Raw genomic sequence first — 18,745 nt, forward strand, 5'->3', positions numbered from 1 at the left:
CCCGATGGAAGGCGGTCAGCATGGGAATCCTCGAGACGATCACGGGACCCCGGGACCTCGACCGGCTGAGCCGCGAGCAGATGCTCGCGCTCGCCACCGAGATCCGGCAGTTCCTCGTCGCCGAGGTCTCCAAGACGGGCGGCCACCTCGGGCCGAACCTCGGCGTCGTCGAGACGACGCTCGCCATCCACCGGGTCTTCGACTCGCCGAAGGACCCCATCGTCTTCGACACCGGCCACCAGTCCTACGTGCACAAGCTGCTCACGGGGCGGCAGGACTTCTCCCGGCTCCGCGAGTCCGGCGGGCTCGCCGGCTACCCGCAGCGCGCGGAGTCGGAGCACGACATCGTCGAGAGCTCGCACGCGTCGAGCTCGCTGAGCTGGGCGGACGGCATCTCGCGCGCGTTCGAGATCACCGGCCAGGACGACAGGCACGTGGTCGCGGTCGTGGGTGACGGCGCCCTCACGGGCGGCATGACGTGGGAGGCGCTCAACAACATCTCCGACGACAACACGCGGAAGCTCATCATCGTCGTCAACGACAACGGCCGCTCCTACGCGCCGACCATCGGCGGCATGGCCCGGTTCCTCAACACCGTGCGCACACGCCGCACCTACCGGGGCCTCTACGAGACGAGCCAGCGCGTGTTCGGCGTCTTCGGGGCGCCGGGCGACAGCCTCTACCGCGGCCTCCGCGGCGGGCTGCACGGGTTCCTCACGCGCGTCACCGACAACGAGGCCCTGTACTCCAACCTCGACATCAAGTACCTGGGGCCCATCGACGGGCACGACCAGCAGGCGATGGAGGAGGCCCTCGAGCAGGCGCGCGACTACGGCGCGCCCGTCATCGTGCACGCGATCACGGAGAAGGGCCGCGGCTACGCGCCCGCGCGCCGGGACGTCGCGGACCAGTTCCACGCCGTCGGGCAGATCGACCCGGAGACGGGGGAGCCGATCGACCCGTCGCAGGCCGTCAGCTGGACGAGCGTCTTCGCGGACGAGATCCTGGCCCTCGCCGACGAGGATCCGCGCATCGTCGGCATCACCGCGGCGATGCTGCGTCCGGTGGGCCTGCACAGGTTCGCCGCGAAGCACCCGGATCGCGTGCACGACGTCGGCATCGCCGAGCAGCACGCCGTGACGAGCGCCGCGGGACTCGCCTACGGCGGCCTCCACCCGGTCGTCGCCCTCTACGCGACCTTCGTCAACCGCGCGTTCGACCAGGTGCTCATGGACGTCGCGCTGCACCGCGCCGGCGTGACCTTCGTGCTCGACCGGGCGGGCGTCACCGGCCCCGACGGGCCGAGCCACCACGGCATGTGGGACCTCGCGCTGCTGCAGATCGTGCCCCACATCCGCCTCAGCGCCCCGCGCGACGCCACGCGCCTCCGCGAGGAGCTGGGCGAGGCCGTCAAGGTCGACGACGGGCCCACGGTCGTGCGCTTCTCCAAGGGCAACGTCGGGGACGAGATCGAGGCGCTGCGCCGTCTCGACGACGGGGTCGACGTGCTGCACGAGTCGGTGTCACGGGACGTGCTCATCGTCACCGTGGGCCCCATGGCGGCCATGGGCATCGAGGTGGCCGAGCGCCTCGCCGCGCAGGGCATCGGCGCGACCGTAGTGGATCCGCGCTGGGTCGTGCCCGTGCCACGCAGCGTCGTCGAGCTCGGCGGCAGCCACCGCCTCGTCGTGACGATCGAGGACGGGGTCGTGGTCGGCGGAATCGGCACGCGGATCCGCCAGGACCTCCGCGAAGCCGGCATCGACACGGGCGTGACGGAGCTGGGCCTCCCGGACGAGTTCCTCGACCACGGCACGCGCTCGCAGATCCTCGAACGCGTGGGCCTCACCCCGCAGCACATCGCCCGCGACGTCGTCGCCCAGGTGCTCGGCAGCCGCGTGCCGTCGGCACGGCCGCTGCCCGAGGACGTCGATCGCGTCGCCATGCGCGCGGAGGACGACGAGCAGGCCTGACCGCCCGTCGCACGGAGGAGGGCCCGGCCGATTCGGCCGGGCCCTCCTCATGTGCAGACGGTGCTACTCCACGCCGCGGATCGGCGGGTGGTGGAACGTGTCGCCGAAGGCGCGGTCGCTCGCCCCGACGCGGTCGAGGTACGGCGTGAGGCCGCCCATCTGGAACGGGTAGCCGGCGCCGAGGATGAGGCACAGGTCGATGTCCTCGGCCGCGTGCACGACGTCGTCCTCGAGCATGCGGTGCACCTCGTCCGCGAGGCCCGTCTCGACGCGCTCACGGATCTCGTCGCTGGACATCGGATCGGTGCCGCCCTTCACGATGCGGACGGCCTCCTTGTCGAAGCCCGTGGGGCGGCCCTTGGCGTCGCGGGAGTAGATCCGCCCGAGGTCCGCCAGCCGGTGCAGGTTGGGGCTCTCGAAGAACCGGTCGGGGAACGCGGCGTGATGCGTGTCGAGCACGTGAGCACCCACCTTGAGTCCCACGAGCTCGAGCAGCTCGAACGGCGTCATCGGCAGGCCGAACGGCGCGAGCGACCGGTCGACGACCTCGAAGGGCGTGCCCGTGTCCACCGCGTGCATGGCCTCACCCAGCACCTTGGCCAGGATCCGGTTCACCACGAAGCCCGGCGTGTCCCGCGTGATGACGGCGTTCTTCCTCAGCGTCCTGGCGACCTGCATGGCCGTCGCGAGCGTCTCGTCCGTCGTCTGGGGCGTGCGCACGACCTCGATGAGCGGCATGACGGCCACGGGGTTGAAGAAGTGGAACCCGACCAGGCGCTCCGGGTTCGCGAGCCGCTCCCCGATGCGCTCGACGGAGAGGCTCGACGTGTTGGTCGCCAGGATCGCCGTCGCGGAGACGTGCTGCTCGATCTCGGCGAACACCTGCTGCTTCACGCCCAGCTCCTCGAACACGGCCTCGATGACCCAGTCCGCGTCGGCGAAGTCGGCCTTGTCGGTCGTGCCCGTGACGAGCGTCTGGAGCCGGTTGGCCTCGTCGGGGGAGATGCGCCCCTTCTCGGCGAGCTTCCGGATCTCGCCGTGGATGCCGGCCACGCCGGTGTCGACGCGCGCCTGGTCGAGGTCCGTGATGACCACGGGCACCTGGAGCCTGCGCACGAACAGCAGCGCGAACTGCGACGCCATGAGGCCGGCGCCGACGACCCCGACCTTGGTGACCTTGCGGGCGAGCGCCTTGTCGGGCGCTCCCGCCGGTCGCTTCGCGCGCTTCTGCACGAGGTCGAACGCGTAGATGCTGGCGCGGAACTGGTCGCCCGAGATGAGGTCCGCGAGGGCCTCGTCCTCGGCGGCGAAGCCCTCCTCGCGCGACGTGGTCCTGGCGGCCTTGAGCAGCTCGAGCGCGCGATACGGCGATTGAGCGACCGTGCCGATGCGCTGCTCGAGCGACTTGCGGGCGATCCCGACGGCGATGTCCCACTTGGCGATGCGCTCGAGGCGGCCCGGTGCGTTGGGGCGCTTCACCTCGACGGCGCCGGAGATGACGCCGTCTGCCCAGCGGATCGACTGCTCGAGGAACGACGCGGACGGGAAGGACGCGTCGGCGATGCCGAGCTCCATCACGTCGGCCGCCTTGAGCGTGCGGTTGTTCTTGAGCGGGTTCTCGATGATCACCTTGAGCGCGTTCTCGATGCCGATGAGGTTCGGCAGCAGCCACGCTCCGCCCCAGCCGGGGATGATGCCGAGGAAGACCTCGGGCAGCGCGATGGCGGGGACGGACTCGTCCACCGTGCGGTAGTCGGAGTTCAAGCCGATCTCGAGCCCGCCGCCGAGCGCGAGCCCGTTGATGAAGGTGAACGACGGCACGCCGAGGCGGTGCATGCGCCCGAGGGTGTCGTGACCGAGCTGCGCCATCTGGCGGCCGACCTCGCGGCTGGGGATCTCGCCCACCTTGCTGAGGTCCGCGCCCGCGGCGAGGATGAACGGCTTGCCCGTGATCGCGACGCCGCGGATCTCCCCGGCGGCCGCCCGGGCGACCAGGCCGTCCAGCGCGTCCGAGAGCTCCAGCAGGGTGGCGGGCCCGAGCGTGGACGGACGCGTGTGGTCGCGCCCGTTGTCGAGCGTGACGAGCGCGAGCACCCCGCCCGAGGGCAGCGGCACGTCGCGGACGAACGAGTGCGTGACGACCTCGTCGGGATCGAGCGCCACGAGCTCCCGGAAGCGGCTGGTGTCGGTCACTTGGTCCTCTTCCTCTTGCCGGTGAAGTGCGGGTTCTCCCAGATGACGCTGCCGCCCTGGCCGAGGCCGACGCACATCGCCGTGAGGCCGTAGCGGACCTCCGGGTGCTGCTCGAACTGGCGCGCGAGCTGGTTCATGAGCCGGACGCCGCTGGACGCGAGCGGGTGGCCGACGGCGATCGCGCCGCCGTACTCGTTGACGCGCGGGTCGTCGTCGTCGATCCCGAAGTGGTCGAGGAGGCTGAGCACCTGGATGGCGAACGCCTCGTTGAGCTCGAAGAGCCCGATGTCGTCGATCGTGAGCCCGGCCTTGCGGAGCGCCTTCTCGGTGCTCGGCACGGGGCCGATGCCCATGATCTCGGGCTCGACGCCCGCGAACGCGAAGGAGACCAGGGTCATCTTCGGCGTGAGGCCGAGCTCCTTCACCGCGTCGCCGCTCGCGAGCAGGGCGGCCGTGGCGCCGTCGTTGAGGCCCGACGAGTTGCCGGCCGTGACGCGACCGTGCGGGCGGAACGGGGTGCGGAGCCCGGCGAGCCCCTCGAGCGTCGTCTCGGGGCGCATGGCCTCGTCGCGCGTCGCGAGCCCCCAGCCGCTCTCGGAGCGCGTCGCGACGGGCACGAGGTCCGGCTGGATCTCGCCGTTCGCGTACGCGAGGGCTGTCTTCTGCTGGCTCGCGAGCGCATAGCGGTCGGCGCGCTCGCGGGTGAGCGACGGGAAGCGGTCGTGGATCCGCTCGGCCGTGCTGCCCATGTTGAGGGCGTCCTGGCTCACGAGCCGCTCTGCGAGGAAGCGCGGGTTCGGATCGGCGTCGAAGCCCATCGGGTGGCGGCCCATGTGCTCGACGCCGCCCGCGATCGCGAGGTCGTATGCGCCGAACGCGATGCCGCCCGCGGTCGCCGTGACGCTCGTCATGGCGCCGGCGCACATCCGGTCGATGGCGAAGCCGGGCACCGAGCGGGGGAGCCCGGCGAGGAGCGCGGCCGTGCGGCCGAGGGTGAGGCCCTGGTCGCCCGTCTGGGTCGTGGCCGCGATGGCGACCTCGTCGATCCGGTCCTTCGGCACCCGAGGGTTCCGTTCGAGCAACCCGATCATGGCCTTCACGACCAGATCGTCGGCGCGGGTCCGCCAGTACATGCCCTTCTCGCCCGCTCGTCCGAACGGGGTGCGGACCCCGTCCACGAAATGGACTTCGGCTCTCTCGACCACTGACGCCTCCTCGCATCGATTTCCCCCACCCTAGGAAGAAGCCGTACGGGAGCCGAATCCGTTGACTGTTCCTACGAGGCCCCGTCGTCGCTCGCGTCGTCGGCTTGGTCGGCATCGACAAAGGCCGCCGCCACCGGAGCGGCCGTCGCCTCGATCTGCCAGGGGCGCGCACCCCACGACTCGAGCGCCGTCGCGACGGCCTCGGGTGCGAGGTCGTCGGGCGGCGTCCACGCGACGCGACGCAGCACCTCGGGCGTGAGGAGGTTCTCCTGCGGCACGCCCATCTCGGTCGCGACCTCCTGCACGACGACGCGCGCCCGCTTGAGGCGGCGGTCGGCAGCGGGGTCCCTGTCGGCCCAGGCCTTCGGCGGCGGCATGGTCTCACCCGTGCCGCGCAGCTGCGGGAACTCGGTCGCGGCGAGGCCCCGCTCCACCGCGGCCCACCAGCGGTCGATCTCGCTGCGGCTCGCGCGGCCCGAGAACTCGCGCACCGCGGCGAGGTCGCGCTTCGTCTGCGGCAGGACCCGCGCGACCGCGACGAGCGAGCCGTCGGGGACGAGGCGGCCGGGGCTCGTGTCGACCTCGCGCGCGTAGGCGTCGCGGGCCTCCCACAGCTCCTTCGCGACCGCGAGGTTGCGGCCGCCGCGGATGCCGTGCAGGCCGCTGAGACGACGCCACGGCTCCACCCGCGCGGGCTTCGCCTCCTTGGCGATGGTCGCGGCGAACTCCTGCTCCGCGATGCCGGTCTTGCCCTGCTCCTCGAGGCGGCGGGCGATCTCGTCGCGCACGTCGACGAGCAGCTCCACGTCGAGCGCGGCGTAGACGAGCCAGGCGCGGGGGAGCGGGCGGGTCGACCAGTCGGCTGCGGAGTGCTCCTTGGCCAGGTGGATCCCGAGCAGCTCCTCCACGACCGTGCCGAGGCCCACGCGGGGCAGGCCGAGCAGTCGCGAGGCGAGCTCGGTGTCGAAGATCCGCTGCGGGTCGAGGCCCACCTCGCGGAGGCAGGCGAGGTCCTGGCTCGCCGCGTGCAGCACCCACTCGACGTCGCGGATCACCTCGTCGAGCTCCGAGAAGTCGCCCACGGCGGGCGGGTCGAACAGGAACGTGCCGGCACCGCGGCGGAAGACCTGGATGAGGTACGCGCGCTGGCTGTAGCGGAAGCCGGATGCGCGCTCGGCGTCGACCGCGATGGGACCGGTGCCTGCGGCGATCGCCTCGACGGCGCGCAGGTACTCCTCGCGCGTGTCGATGACGGTCAGGTCGCCCGTGGCGGCGGCCTCGCGGAGGGGCTTCCGAGCGGGGGCTGCGGTCTCCGCGACCCGCGCGCGAGCGGGTGCGTCGACGGGCGCGGAGTCGGGTGCCGGCGCGGAGATCGGCGCGGCAGCCGCGGCGGCCGCGGTCCGCCGGGTGCGCGTCCGGCTCCGGGCGGCGACCGCGTCGGTGGCGGTGGATCCCGGCACGTCGGAGAACAGGGACGCGCCCATGGCCGGGCGGCTCAGACCGGCGGGAGTCGGCGGGACGGCGGCGTCGCCGCCGGTCGCGTCGGGGTCGGGGATGTCGGACGGGGCGTTCACGTCCGGGTGCGTCGCGCTGATAGCAGTGTCACTCCTTCGCCCGCGGGAGGGAGCCCTGCGAGCATGCACAGTAGTTCCCCCCAGCCTTCCACATGGGCGGTCACGTCGGCGTCCGCCGGTGTCCACGAGGCGCGCAGCTCGATCTTGGCGCCGCTGCCCTGGCGGGCCAGCTCGCCGTAGCCGGTCGAGATGATCCGGGTGGCGGTCCCGGACGGCGAGGAGTACCGGGCACCGCGGGAGGCGAGGCCGTCGACCAGCCACGACCAGGCCACGTCGGCGAGGAACGGATCCGTCCCCATGTCGGTCTCGAGCGGCGCCTGCGCGAAGCAGACGACGCGGAACGCGCCGCCCCATGCCTCCGGCTCCTCGGGGTCGTGCAGCAGGATGAAGCGGCCGGTGCCGAGCTCCGAGTCGGAGGCGTGGCCCGAGGGCGACACGTCGGCGGCGAGGGCGACGGCGTACGGCGCCAGGTTGCTCGAGGGCGACGGGATCTCGGTCAGCACGAGCTCGGATCGGGTGGTCGCGCGCCGCAGCGCGTCCAGCGCCGCGCGGAACTCGGGCGGATCCTCGGCGCTGTCACGGGTGTCTACCACGTGTGCAGACTATGGTCCGCCTCGCTCCGGCCCGGGAGCCACGCCGCGACGGTTCCGCGTGGGGGCCGCCCTCGATGGCCGCGCGACCAGGGGATCAGCCCCGCCGCATCGCCCAGCGCGCGTAGGTGCGGTGGTCGTCGTCGACGAGCAGCTGGTCGAGCCGCATCGGCGCGTGGACGCCGGAGCCCGCCGGCACGAGCGGCGTCAGCGGCGTCACGAGCTCGGGCGAGGTGGTAAGGCAGAGCTCGTCGACCCGTCCCGCGGCGATGAGGGACGCGGCGAGCGCCGGCCCGCCCTCGCACACCACGTGGGTCAGGCCGCGACCGCGGAGCGCGTCGACGACGTCATCGCCGGACATGCGCCCGTCGGCCGCGGCGCCCAACGGCACGGACACGATCTCCGCCGGCACGCCGCCGAGCGTCGCGATGGCGCGGTCGCGCGCCTCGGGCGGGCAGAGCACGAGGAGGCGGCCCTCGGCGGCGTCCGGGTCGAAGCGGTGACCCTCCAGATCGCCCGACGAGGTGGCGACGGCGAGGGGCGTCCGGCGGGGGAGGACGTAGCGCTCGGCGCGCACCGTGCCGGCCCCCACCAGCACGACGTCGGCGAGCTCGCGGATGACGCCGAGGATCCGCCGGTCGACGACGCTGGAGAGGCTGTCGGACGTGCCGTCCGCGCCGATCACGCTGCCGTCGACCGACGCCACGAAGTTGAGGCGGACGTGGTCGGCGGATCCCGGACGGTAGAGGTCCTCCAGCCACTCCCTCGTCCCGTCGTCGTCCAGCCCGCGTGGCGCGGACTCGTCGCCCGGCCCCGGCACGGGGAGGACCCGCGTGATCCTCATCCGGCGAGCCGCTCGCGCACCTGCCGCTTGACCCGCCCGAGCATCGCCGTCATGCCGCGCATGCGCAGCGGCGACACGGCGGCGTCGAGCCCGATGGTGGACGGGTAGTCGTCGGGCACGGCGAGCACCACGTCCGCGGGGAGCCCATCGAGGCCCTGCGCCAGGATCGACGCGAACCCGCGGCTCGTCGGCGCCTCGGCCGGCGCCTGGGCGTGCACGTGCACGTCGCCGTCGACGACCTCCACGAACATGAACACGGGCGACTGGCACTCCTCCACGCGCTCGAGGAGGTCCGGGTGGTCGGCGTACCGCGCCGGCAGCTCGGGCAGCTCGTTGCTGAAGTCGAGCAGGAGGAGGAGCCGGTCGCGCTGCTCCAGGGCGAGGAAGTCGTCGCGGATCTCGGCGAGCGCCGCGGGCAGCTCTGGGGATCCGGTCATCGGGCGGGCAGCTCCCCGGGCTCGGCGCCCTGGACGATCGGGACGCGCACGGCGGAGCCCCACTCGGTCCAGGAGCCGTCGTAGTTGCGGACGCCCTCGAAGCCCAGCAGGTGCGTCAGCACGAACCACGTGTGGCTCGAGCGCTCGCCGATGCGGCAGAGGACCACGACGTCGTCGCCGTCGCCGAGGCCGGCGCCCTCGCGGTACACCGCGTCGAGCTCGGCGCGGGTCTTGAAGGAGCCGTCCTCGGCCGCGGCCTTCGCCCACGGGACGTTCTTCGACGTGGGGATGTGGCCGGCGCGGAGCGAGCCCTCCTCGGGGTACGCCGGCGCGGTCGTGCGCTGTCCCGTGTACTCCTCGGGGCTGCGGACGTCGATGAGCGGGTTCCCGAGGTGCGCGAGCACGTCGTCCTTGAACGCGCGGATCTCCTCGTCGCGGCGCTCGACGACGGGGTACTCGACCGGGGCGACCTCGGGGCGGTCGGTCGTGGTCGGGCGACCATCGGCGATCCACTTGTCGCGGCCGCCGTCGAGCAGGCGCACGTCCTCGTGGCCGAACAGCGTGAAGACCCAGAGGGCGTACGCGGCCCACCAGTTGCTCTTGTCCCCGTAGATGACCACCGTGCTGTCGCGCGCGATGCCGCGCTCGGACATCAGCTGGGCGAACCGCTCGCCGTCCACGTAGTCGCGCTGCACGGGGTCGTTGAGGTCGGTGTGCCAGTCGAGCTTCACGGCGCCGGGGATGTGGCCCGTCTCGTAGAGCAGCACGTCCTCGTCGGACTCGACGACCACGAGACCGGGCGTCAGGGCCCCGTCGGCGAGGCGCTCCTGGAGCCAGTCGCCGCTGACGAGCCGCTCCGGGTGGGCGTACTCGGCGAACCTGGGGGTGGTGTCCGGCTCGACGGCCATGGGGCTCTCCTGATCTCGCGGCCGGAGGGGCCGCGCTGGGTGGGACGCGGATTAGTCTGGTGGGTGTTCCGCGGGCACCAAGCGCCGCGCGTCGACCACCGTCAACGGTAACGGTTCGGCCCGCGCGGGACTTCCCTGCACCGCCACATGACAGCCGGAGACCCACCTGTGACGAACGCCGAGATCGGATCGCCGAGCCACGACGCGGAGGGCACCGCACCGGGCGCGCTCGTCGGCCGCTCCCCGAGCATCACCGGCCAGGAGATCGCCGCGCACCTCGTGCCGCCGCGCCAGTTCGACGACGCCCGGTTCGACACCTACCGGCCCGACCCCGAGTACGACACGCAGGCGCAGGCCGTCGAGGTGCTTCGCGCGTTCTCGGGCGACCGCGCCGGATCCCGCGGCGGCCTGTTCTCGCGCAGGAAGGCGCCCGCCCTGAAGCCCGGCGTCTACCTCGACGGCGGGTTCGGCGTCGGCAAGACGCACCTCCTCGCGTCGCTCTGGCACGCCATGCCGGGACCCAAGTACTTCGGCACGTTCATCGAGTACACGGCGCTCGTCGGGGCTCTCGGCTACCAGGGCGCCGTCGGGATCCTCCGCGGAGCGACGCTGGTGGCCATCGACGAGTTCGAGCTCGACGACCCGGGCGACACCATGATGATGACGCGCCTGCTGTCCGACCTCGTCGCCGACGGCACGCGCATCGCGGCGACGAGCAACACGCCGCCGAACGCGCTGGGGGAGGGGCGCTTCGCGGCGGCCGACTTCCTGCGCGAGATCCAGGCGATGAGCGACCGGTTCGACACCATCCGCATCGACGGGCTCGACTACCGGCGCCGCGCCTTCGAGGGCCACGCGATCACGGTGGGGCCCGACGACCTCGACGCGCGGGCGGCGGCCGCGCAGTCCGCGGGCCGGTCCGTGACCGCCGACGGGTTCCCCGAGCTCGTCGCGCACCTCTCGCGCCTGCACCCCTCCAAGTACGTCAAGGTCATCGAGGGCGTCGACGTCATCGCGCTCCGCGACGTAACCCAGCTGCAGGGCCAGACCGACGCGCTCCGCTTCGTCGCCTTCGTCGACAGGGTCTACGACGCGCAGATCCCGCTGCTCGCGTCGGGCACGCCGTTCGACGAGGCGTTCTCCGCCGAGATGCTCGCGGGCGGCTACCGCAAGAAGTACCTGCGCGCGATCTCCCGGCTCATCTCGCTCACCGCGGCCGGACGCGACATCTAGTCCACCGCGCTCCGACGTCCCTGGATCGGGGGCCGTCGTGGGCATCCCCGCCGCGCCCGGAAACACGATGTTCACACGCGCGCCACCCGTGTAACGCGCCGGAAACACGTCCGGCGAGCCGGCGAAACCTCGCCCCCCGACACTGGACGCGTACCCGGCATCCGGCTCGCGCCGAACCACCCGACCACACGGGCGGCCGCTCGCCTCCAGTCCGGTGCGACCCCCTGCACGATCTACGAGAGGTGAAACACCATGGATCAAGGCAACACCGCCTTCCTCCTGATCGCCGCGGCGCTGGTCCTCCTGATGACGCCGGGTCTGGCGTTCTTCTACGGCGGGCTCGTCAAGGCCAAGAGCGTCATCAGCATGATGATGATGAGCTTCGGGGCCATGGGCCTCATCGGGCTGCTCTGGGTCCTGTACGGCTACGCCATCGCGTTCGGCAACGGGCCGGACGGCGCTGCGGGCAACCCGCGCTTCGTCGGCATCGACGGCGTCCTCGGCATCGACCTCGGCCAGCTCGGCCTCGGCGACGCGTACACCGCGGCCCTCGGCGACCAGACGTCGGCGTACCCGACGCTCGCCTTCGCCGCCTTCCAGGCCACGTTCGCCATCATCACGGTCGCCCTGATCTCCGGGGCCATCGCCGACCGCGCCAAGTTCGGCGCGTGGATGGTGTTCGCGGGCGTGTGGGCCACGGTCGTCTACTTCCCCGTCGCCAGCTGGGTCTTCAACTTCACGCTCGCCGACGGCGCCACGGTCGACGGCGGATGGATCGCCTACAACGTCGGCGCCATCGACTTCGCGGGCGGCACGGCGGTCCACATCAACGCGGGTGCCGCGGCGCTCGCCCTCTCGCTGGTCCTCGGCAAGCGCGTCGGGTTCGCCAAGGGCATGCACGTGCCGCACAACCCGCCCTTCGTGCTCCTCGGCGCCGGCCTCCTCTGGTTCGGCTGGTTCGGCTTCAACGCCGGCTCCGAGCTCGCGGCCGACGGCATCGCGGCCATCGCGTTCCTCAACACCATCGCCGCACCTGCCGCCGCGATCCTCGGCTGGCTCGTGGTCGAGAAGATCCGCGACGGCAAGCCGACCTCGGTGGGCGCCGCATCCGGCGCGGTCGCGGGACTCGTCGCGATCACCCCGGCCTGCGCCGCGCTCTCGCCGACCTGGGCCATCGTCCTCGGCCTCGTCGCCGGCGCGGTCTGCGCCGTCGCCATCGAGCTGAAGTTCAAGCTCGGCTTCGACGACTCGCTCGACGTGGTGGGCATCCACCTCATCGGCGGCCTCATCGGCACGCTGTACATCGGCATCTTCGCCACGAACGTCGGCCTCATCTACTCGGGCTCGCTCGAGCAGCTGGGCAAGCAGGCCCTCGCCGCGTTCGCCGTGCTGATCTACTCGTTCGTGCTCTCGTACGTCATCGGCACGATCATCCAGAAGACCATGGGCTTCCGGGTGAAGAACGAGGACGAGATCGCGGGCATCGACACGATCGTCCACGGCGAGGAGGGCTACGTGCTGGAGACCTCCGGCCGCTGACCCGCCCAGCCGATCCACCACGACGGGCGCCGCACCTCGCGAGAGGGCGGCGCCCGTCCGTCGTCCGGCCGCTGTTCGCCCTCCGCGGAGAGCCGTCCCCGACGGGCGGCGGGATGGCGACCCCGGCGTACGGTGGGAGGGAGCGGTCGGGCGCGCACCTAGGCGCCGCCGCATCCCGTGACCATCGAGACGAAGAAGACGAGAGCACATGGCATCCCCCCTCATCACCCTGAACAACGGCGTCACCATCCCGCAGCTGGGCTTCGGCGTCTTCCAGACCCCGCCCGCCGAGACGCAGCAGGCCGTGGAGCGCGCCTTCGAGGCCGGCTACCGCCACATCGACACCGCCGCCGGCTACTACAACGAGGAGGGCGTGGGCGCCGCCATCGCGGCGACGGGCATCCCCCGCGAGGAGCTCTTCATCACCACGAAGCTCCGCAACGGCGACCAGGGCGCGGACAGCGCCCGCAGCGCGTTCGAGGACAGCCGGCGCAAGCTCGGCGTCGACGCCGTGGACCTCTACCTCATCCACTGGCCCTACCCGAAGCACGGCCTGTACGTCGAGACCTGGAAGACGTTCGAGGCGCTGCACGCCGAGGGCCTCATCCGTGCGATCGGCGTCTCCAACTTCCTCCCGGAGCACCTGGAGAAGCTGGCCGAGGAGTCGGACGTCGTCCCGGCGGTGAACCAGATCGAGGTGCACCCGACGTTCCAGCAGCACGACCTCTCGACCTTCTCGGTCGAGCGCGGCATCGAGGTCGAGGCGTACAGCCCGCTCGGCCAGGGCGCCGACCTGGAGTCGGAGATCGTGACGCGCCTCGCGAAGGAGCACGACGCCACCCCCGCGCAGATCGTCCTCGCGTGGCACCTCGCGCAGGGTCGCATCGTGATCCCGAAGTCGGTCACCCCGGAGCGCATCGTGCAGAACTTCCAGAGCATCGAGGTGGAGCTCACGGTCGAGGAGCTCGCCGAGATCGACACCCTCGAGACCGGCACGCGCCTCGGCGCCGACCCGGCGACGGCGGACTTCACGCAGTTCCCGTCCTGATCCACCCGCCGGCCTGCCGGCAGCACGACGCCCGCCCGGCGCATCGCCGCGGCGGGCGTCGTCGCGTCGGGACGTCGTCGCGTCGGGGCTCCCACGAGGCCGCCCTCGTGCCTGGGGCCCGAGGGGGCTAGCGTGAGCGACACGACGCCCCCTCAGGCCGGAGGCGAGAGCCTCGGACCCGCCGGAGCGGCCCACCGTCAGGAGCATCGTGATCGATCCCACCGTCCCGCATGCCCGCCTCGCCGACGCGCTCAGCTCCGTGTCCGAGCGCATCGACGCGTCCGTCGACGCGAGCTGGGACGGGCTCACGGGAGTGCAGATCCTCATCCTCCGACGGCTCGCCGGCACCGAGCGCATGGACCGGGCGTCGCTCGCGCTCGACACCCGGACCGCTCGCGCCGCCACCGTGCCGAGCCTCGCGTCGCTCATCCAGAAGGGGTTCGTGCTGGAGTCCGAGGACCCGGTGGGCTCGTACCTGCACCTCTCCGACGGGGGACGGACGCTGCTGCTCGGCGTCCGCGCCGGCCGAGCCGAGTGGCTGGAGCGGGCGGCGCTGCGGGCGAATCCGCCCGTGCACGGTGACGACCTCCTGCGCGCGGCGGCTCTGCTGGAGCACCTCGAGGCCACGGAGCGCATCTGAGCGGGCACGCCGCGATCGACGGCGGTCGCTTCGACGACCTGGTCACCCGGCTGAGGGTCGCCGGTTGCGTGTTCGCGGAGGAGGAGGCCGCCCTGCTCGTCGCAGAGGCGGCGGACCGCCATCCCGACGACGGCCCGGGACGCGGGGGAGACGCCCGCGCGGCGGAGCTCCGGCGGATGACGGCGGCACGCGTCGACGGGGCGCCCCTCGAGACCGTCCTCGGCTGGGCCGCGTTCGCGGGGCGCCGGATCGTCGTGCGACCCGGGGTGTTCGTGCCGCGCCGGCGCACCGAGCGGCTCGCCCGGGCCGCCGTCGCCGCGGCGCGCGGGACCGACGGACCGGTGGTCGTCGACCTGTGCTGCGGATCGGGCGCGATCGCCGCCGTGCTCGCGGACGACGTGCCGGGCGCGGTCGTGCACGCCGCCGACGTGGACCCGGTCGCGGTCGCCTGCGCCGCGGAGAACCTCGTGCCGCGCGGCGTCGGCGTGCACCGCGGCGACCTGCTCCATGCCCTGCCCGGCGACCTCCGCGGGCGGATCGACGTCCTCGTCGCCAACGTGCCCTACGTGCCGCACGCCGCGCTCGACCTCATGCCGCCCGAGGCGCGCCTGCACGAGCCCGAGGCGACGCGCGACGGCGGCTCCGACGGGCTCGACGTGCTCCGGCGGGTGGCGCGGGGGAGCGGCTCCTGGCTCGCGCCCGGCGGCCTGCTCCTCGTCGAGGTCGCGGACGCGCAGGTCGACGCCGCCCTCGGCTCACTCGCGGCCGCCGGTCTGGACGCACGCCTCGCGCCGGCCGCGGCGAGCGCGCGCGACCACGACGACGAGGACGACGACGACGGGGACGACGACGGGGACGGGGACGACGGCACGCGCGTCGTCACCGGCCGGATGCGCTGACCGGCGTCGGACCGCACGGCGAGGCGAGGAGGCGATCCGCGCGCTGCCGGGGATCTCGTTGCCTCCTGTCCACAACCCGCTCGGCGGCCGGACGGACCTCCCTAGGGTCGCCGTGTCCCATCCACCGTACGAGAGGCACCAGTGACCTTCACCCCACCCCGTCCCGACGCGTCCGAACGCACGACGCCGTCCCTCCCGAACCGCGACGCCCGTCGTCGCCCCCGTCGCGGCCTCGCCGCCCTCGCGTCGGCCGCCGCCGTCCTCACCGCGGTCGCCATCGGCGTCCCCGCTGGCTCCGCGTCCGCCGCCGCACCCAGCACGCCCGTCCCCGGCATGCAGGTCCCCGCGCTCAAGGACGTCCTCGGTGCCGCCGGCATCGAGCACGTCGGCGTGGCGATGGGCAGCGGCGAGGTGCAGGGCACCTCGGCCGACCTCATCGCCCGCCACTTCAACGCCATGACCCCGGAGAACGAGGGCAAGGCCGACGCCATCCAGCCCGTCGAGGGCCGGTTCGACTTCTCGGGCATCGACAAGCTGCTCGACTTCGCCGACGCGCACGGCATGAAGATGTACTTCCACGTGGACTTCTGGATGCCGCAGACGCCCGCCTGGTTCTTCCTCGACCACGGCCGCCCGCTGACGAACAGCCCCGCCGACCAGGCGCTGCTCAAGGCGCGCATGGAGGCCCACGTCAAGGCGATCTCCGACCACATCGCGTCCCGCTACCCGAAGGGGAACAGCCCCATCTGGGCCATGGACGTCGTCAACGAGGTCATCGACGACGGCCCCAACGCCAACCCGCACCACATGAAGGACACCCGCTGGTTCCAGGTGCTGGGGGAGGGCTTCGTCGACGAGGGCTTCCAGCTCGCGAAGAAGTACTTCCCGGGCGTCAAGCTCTTCATCAACGAGTACAACACCGACTCGCCGAGCAAGCGCACCGACTACCTCGGGCTCGTCTCCGACCTCCTGGATCACGGCATCCCCGTCGAGGGCGTGTCGCAGCAGAGCCACATCGGGCTCCACAGCGACATCGAGGAGCTGAGGAACACGATCCACGCGGTGAAGGCGCTCGACCCGAACCTCCTCCAGGCCATCTCCGAGCTGGACGTCGGCGCCTCGCAGGCAGCCGCGACCGGCGACAGCCAGAACCGGGCCCACACCGCGCCGATCTACTCGAACCCGGACGACACCGCCGCGGCCGTGGGCTGGGTCTACAAGGACCTGTTCACGATGGTCCGGCAGGAGGCCGCGAACCTCGAGTCGGTCACCTTCTGGGGCTCCGACAACTCGCGGACCTGGCTGCACAGCCCGTCGATCGACCAGCCGTGGGACCAGCCGCTCCCGTTCGGGACCCATCAGGAGGCCATGCCCGCGTACTGGGGCATCGTGGACGCGTCGAAGCTCCCGCCGCGTCCGCCGCTGCCGAAGGGCTGATCACCGCACGCTGCACGACCGCGGCCCCCGTCCTCACCGAGGACGGGGGCCGCGTCGCGTTGGTTGCCTAACACAACAAAGGTTTTCGAATACCTTGCTCCCCGCAGGGGAGGGTGCCTACGGTGCGAGCATCCGACAGCGAAGTCGGAACACATGAGAGGTGTTCGACGATGAGCATTCCCCGCACCAGCCCGTCCGCGCTCGCGGACGTCAGCCCTCCGAGCCCGGACCGCAGCAGGTCCGCCGGCAGCCGTTCCGTCGGCACCCGTCCCGCCCGGCGCCGGGGCATGGCGGCGATCACCGCGCTCGGCCTCGTCGTGGGTGCCGGTGCGCTCGCGGCGCCGTCCGCACAAGCCGCCGACGCAGCCGCTCCCGCGGGCATCGGATCGGGCTTCGAGTCCGGAACGGACGGCTGGGCCCCGCGCGGCGACGGCGTCGCGATCGCGCCCAGCACCATCGCGCGCACCGGATCCGGCAGCCTGCTCGTGACCGATCGCACCCAGGAGTGGCACGGCACCGCCCTCGACGTGACGAGCGCCCTCGCCGTCGGCCAGCAGGTCGATGTGACGGTGTGGGCGCGCCTGGCCGCGGGGGAGGAGCCCGCGTCCCTCAAGGTCTCCGTGCAGCGCGACACCGGGGGCGGCAGCGGATACGACGGGGTGGCGGGAGCCGCGGCGCGCGTCACCGCCGACGCGTGGACCGAGCTCACCGGCACGTACACGCTCGGCGGCCCGGTCGACCGGGCGCAGGTCTACGTCGAGGGCACCGTCGGCGCCGACTTCCTCCTCGACGACTTCCAGCTCGGCGAGGCCGTGGCCACGCCCGTCCAGACGGACATCCCCGCGCTCAAGGACGTCCTCGGCGCCCGCGGCATCGAGCACGTGGGCGTCGCCGTCGACGGCCGCGAGACCGTCGGCGCCGGAGCGGATCTCGTGAGCCGCCAGTTCGACGCGTTCACGCCGGAGAACGCCGGCAAGCCCGAGAGCGTCCAGCCGGAGGAGGGGCGCTTCACCTTCACCCAGCTCGACCAGCTGCTCGACTACGCCGACCGAACCGGTACGGAGGTCTACTACCACGTGCTGTTCTGGCACTCGCAGACGCCCGCGTGGTTCTTCCTCGACGGCGACCGCCCGCTCACCGACAGCCCCGCGGATCAGGCGCTGCTGAAGGCGCGCATGGAGGCGCACGTGAAGGGCATCTCCGACCACATCGCCGCGCGCTACCCGAACGGGGGCAGCCCCATCTGGGCGATGGACGTGGTCAACGAGGTCATCGACGACGGCCCCAACGACAACGCGCACGACATGCGCGACAGCCGCTGGTACCAGGTGCTGGGCGAGGGCTTCGTCGACGAGGGCTTCCGCCTCGCCCGCGCGTACTTCCCGGGCGTGAAGCTCTTCATCAACGACTACAACACCGAGCTGCCCACCAAGCGCGCCGACTACCTCGAGCTGATCTCCGCGCTCGTCACCCGCGGCGTGCCGATCGACGGCGTCGGGCACCAGGCGCATGTCGACTTCGCCCGGCCCGTCTCGTGGCTGCGCGACTCCATCCGCGCGGTCGAGCGCATCGACCCGCGCCTGCTGCAGGCGATCACCGAGCTCGACGTGAACGCGTCGAACCAGAACGAGGGCGCCGACGTGAGCGGCGCGCCGCAGGATCCGTACACGCCGGTCTACGCGGACGACGCGCAGGCGAGTGCGGAGGTCGGGTACTACTACCGCGACCTCTTCGCCATGATCCGCCAGCAGGCGGCGTCCATCGACTCCGTCACCTTCTGGGGCGTGAGCAACGCGCGCAGCTGGCTGCGCACGTGGCCGATCGCGCGTCCGTGGGAGCAGCCGCTGCCGTTCGACGACGACCTGCAGGCAGCTCCGGCCTACTGGGGGATCGTCGATGCGAAGCGACTCCCCGCCCGTCCGGCCGACCTCTCGGCGCCGCGCATCGCGGACGTGGACGACATCACGGCGGTCGCGACGAAGGCCGCGGGCGTGCGCGTGCCGTACGCCCTGCCGTCGGCGATCGACACGCGCGACGGGAACGTGCGGGTGGTGTGCGCGCCGCCCCGCAGCGGGATCTTCCCCGTCGGCACCACCACGGTCACCTGCACCGCGAAGGACCGCGCCGGCAACGTCCGCACGAGCACCTTCGACGTGATCGTGACGCACGCCGGCAGCTGACTGCCGCTCTCAGATCCCGCGCCCTCCTCCCGGACGGCGCGGGAT

General features: G+C 72.5%; 15 protein-coding genes. 8 read left to right on the top strand and 7 right to left on the bottom strand.

Going from position 1 to position 18,745, the window contains the following annotated elements:
* Positions 1-20 precede the first annotated feature (20 nt).
* Positions 21-1,973 (top strand): 1-deoxy-D-xylulose-5-phosphate synthase, encoded by a 1,953-nt coding sequence (gene dxs / locus KYT88_RS08605; RefSeq protein ID WP_043586832.1) that lies wholly within the window; start codon positions 21-23, stop codon positions 1,971-1,973.
* Between the two features lie 63 nt (positions 1,974-2,036).
* Here the strand turns inward: dxs and KYT88_RS08610 are convergent, their stop codons facing one another.
* The 7 genes from KYT88_RS08610 to KYT88_RS08640 all read right to left on the bottom strand — a co-directional run bounded on the left by KYT88_RS08610 (position 2,037) and on the right by KYT88_RS08640 (position 9,724).
* A complete protein-coding gene (locus KYT88_RS08610; RefSeq protein WP_043586829.1) occupies positions 2,037-4,166 on the bottom strand; it encodes a 3-hydroxyacyl-CoA dehydrogenase NAD-binding domain-containing protein in 2,130 nt (709 codons plus the stop codon).
* On the bottom strand, positions 4,163-5,371 hold the full coding sequence (locus tag KYT88_RS08615) for a thiolase family protein (RefSeq protein WP_043586827.1): 1,209 nt from the start codon (positions 5,369-5,371) through the stop codon (positions 4,163-4,165). Before KYT88_RS08615 ends, KYT88_RS08610 begins: the two co-directional genes overlap by 4 nt.
* 71 nt (positions 5,372-5,442) lie before the next feature.
* The gene (locus KYT88_RS08620; RefSeq protein ID WP_200871155.1) at positions 5,443-6,945 is read right to left on the bottom strand and encodes a ribonuclease D; all 1,503 of its coding nucleotides are present in this window, start codon (positions 6,943-6,945) and stop codon (positions 5,443-5,445) included.
* Positions 6,942-7,538 (bottom strand): DUF3000 domain-containing protein, encoded by a 597-nt coding sequence (locus KYT88_RS08625; protein WP_043586826.1) that lies wholly within the window; start codon positions 7,536-7,538, stop codon positions 6,942-6,944. The genes KYT88_RS08620 and KYT88_RS08625 overlap by 4 nt, the downstream gene beginning before the upstream one ends.
* A gap of 94 nt (positions 7,539-7,632) precedes the next feature.
* Positions 7,633-8,379: a dihydrofolate reductase family protein gene (locus KYT88_RS08630; RefSeq protein WP_051629372.1), complete on the bottom strand. Its 747-nt coding sequence runs from the start codon at positions 8,377-8,379 to the stop codon at positions 7,633-7,635.
* Positions 8,376-8,816 (bottom strand): SufE family protein, encoded by a 441-nt coding sequence (locus KYT88_RS08635; protein WP_043586825.1) that lies wholly within the window; start codon positions 8,814-8,816, stop codon positions 8,376-8,378. The genes KYT88_RS08630 and KYT88_RS08635 overlap by 4 nt, the downstream gene beginning before the upstream one ends.
* Positions 8,813-9,724, bottom strand: coding sequence for a sulfurtransferase (locus KYT88_RS08640; protein ID WP_043586823.1), 912 nt, complete (start codon positions 9,722-9,724; stop codon positions 8,813-8,815). The genes KYT88_RS08635 and KYT88_RS08640 overlap by 4 nt, the downstream gene beginning before the upstream one ends.
* 168 nt (positions 9,725-9,892) lie before the next feature.
* Here KYT88_RS08640 and zapE point away from each other — a divergent pair, with 168 nt between their 5' ends.
* From zapE to KYT88_RS08675, 7 genes are all read left to right on the top strand, one after another.
* Positions 9,893-10,957 (top strand): cell division protein ZapE, encoded by a 1,065-nt coding sequence (gene zapE / locus KYT88_RS08645; protein ID WP_043586821.1) that lies wholly within the window; start codon positions 9,893-9,895, stop codon positions 10,955-10,957.
* 252 nt (positions 10,958-11,209) lie between these two features.
* Positions 11,210-12,496 (top strand): ammonium transporter, encoded by a 1,287-nt coding sequence (locus KYT88_RS08650; RefSeq protein WP_043586819.1) that lies wholly within the window; start codon positions 11,210-11,212, stop codon positions 12,494-12,496.
* A gap of 208 nt (positions 12,497-12,704) precedes the next feature.
* Entirely contained in the window at positions 12,705-13,544 is an 840-nt protein-coding gene (locus tag KYT88_RS08655; RefSeq protein WP_043586816.1) for an aldo/keto reductase, read from the top strand.
* 208 nt (positions 13,545-13,752) lie between these two features.
* A complete protein-coding gene (locus KYT88_RS08660; RefSeq protein ID WP_043586814.1) occupies positions 13,753-14,184 on the top strand; it encodes a winged helix DNA-binding protein in 432 nt (143 codons plus the stop codon).
* A gap of 68 nt (positions 14,185-14,252) precedes the next feature.
* Positions 14,253-15,083, top strand: coding sequence for a putative protein N(5)-glutamine methyltransferase (locus KYT88_RS08665; protein ID WP_237583623.1), 831 nt, complete (start codon positions 14,253-14,255; stop codon positions 15,081-15,083).
* 141 nt (positions 15,084-15,224) lie between these two features.
* Positions 15,225-16,520, top strand: coding sequence for an endo-1,4-beta-xylanase (locus tag KYT88_RS08670; protein WP_043586810.1), 1,296 nt, complete (start codon positions 15,225-15,227; stop codon positions 16,518-16,520).
* A gap of 170 nt (positions 16,521-16,690) precedes the next feature.
* Positions 16,691-18,700: an endo-1,4-beta-xylanase gene (locus KYT88_RS08675; protein ID WP_043586808.1), complete on the top strand. Its 2,010-nt coding sequence runs from the start codon at positions 16,691-16,693 to the stop codon at positions 18,698-18,700.
* Positions 18,701-18,745: the final 45 nt, after the last annotated feature.

It is taken from the genome of Clavibacter sp. A6099 (genome assembly GCF_021919125.1).
Taxonomy (GTDB): domain Bacteria; phylum Actinomycetota; class Actinomycetes; order Actinomycetales; family Microbacteriaceae; genus Clavibacter; species Clavibacter seminis.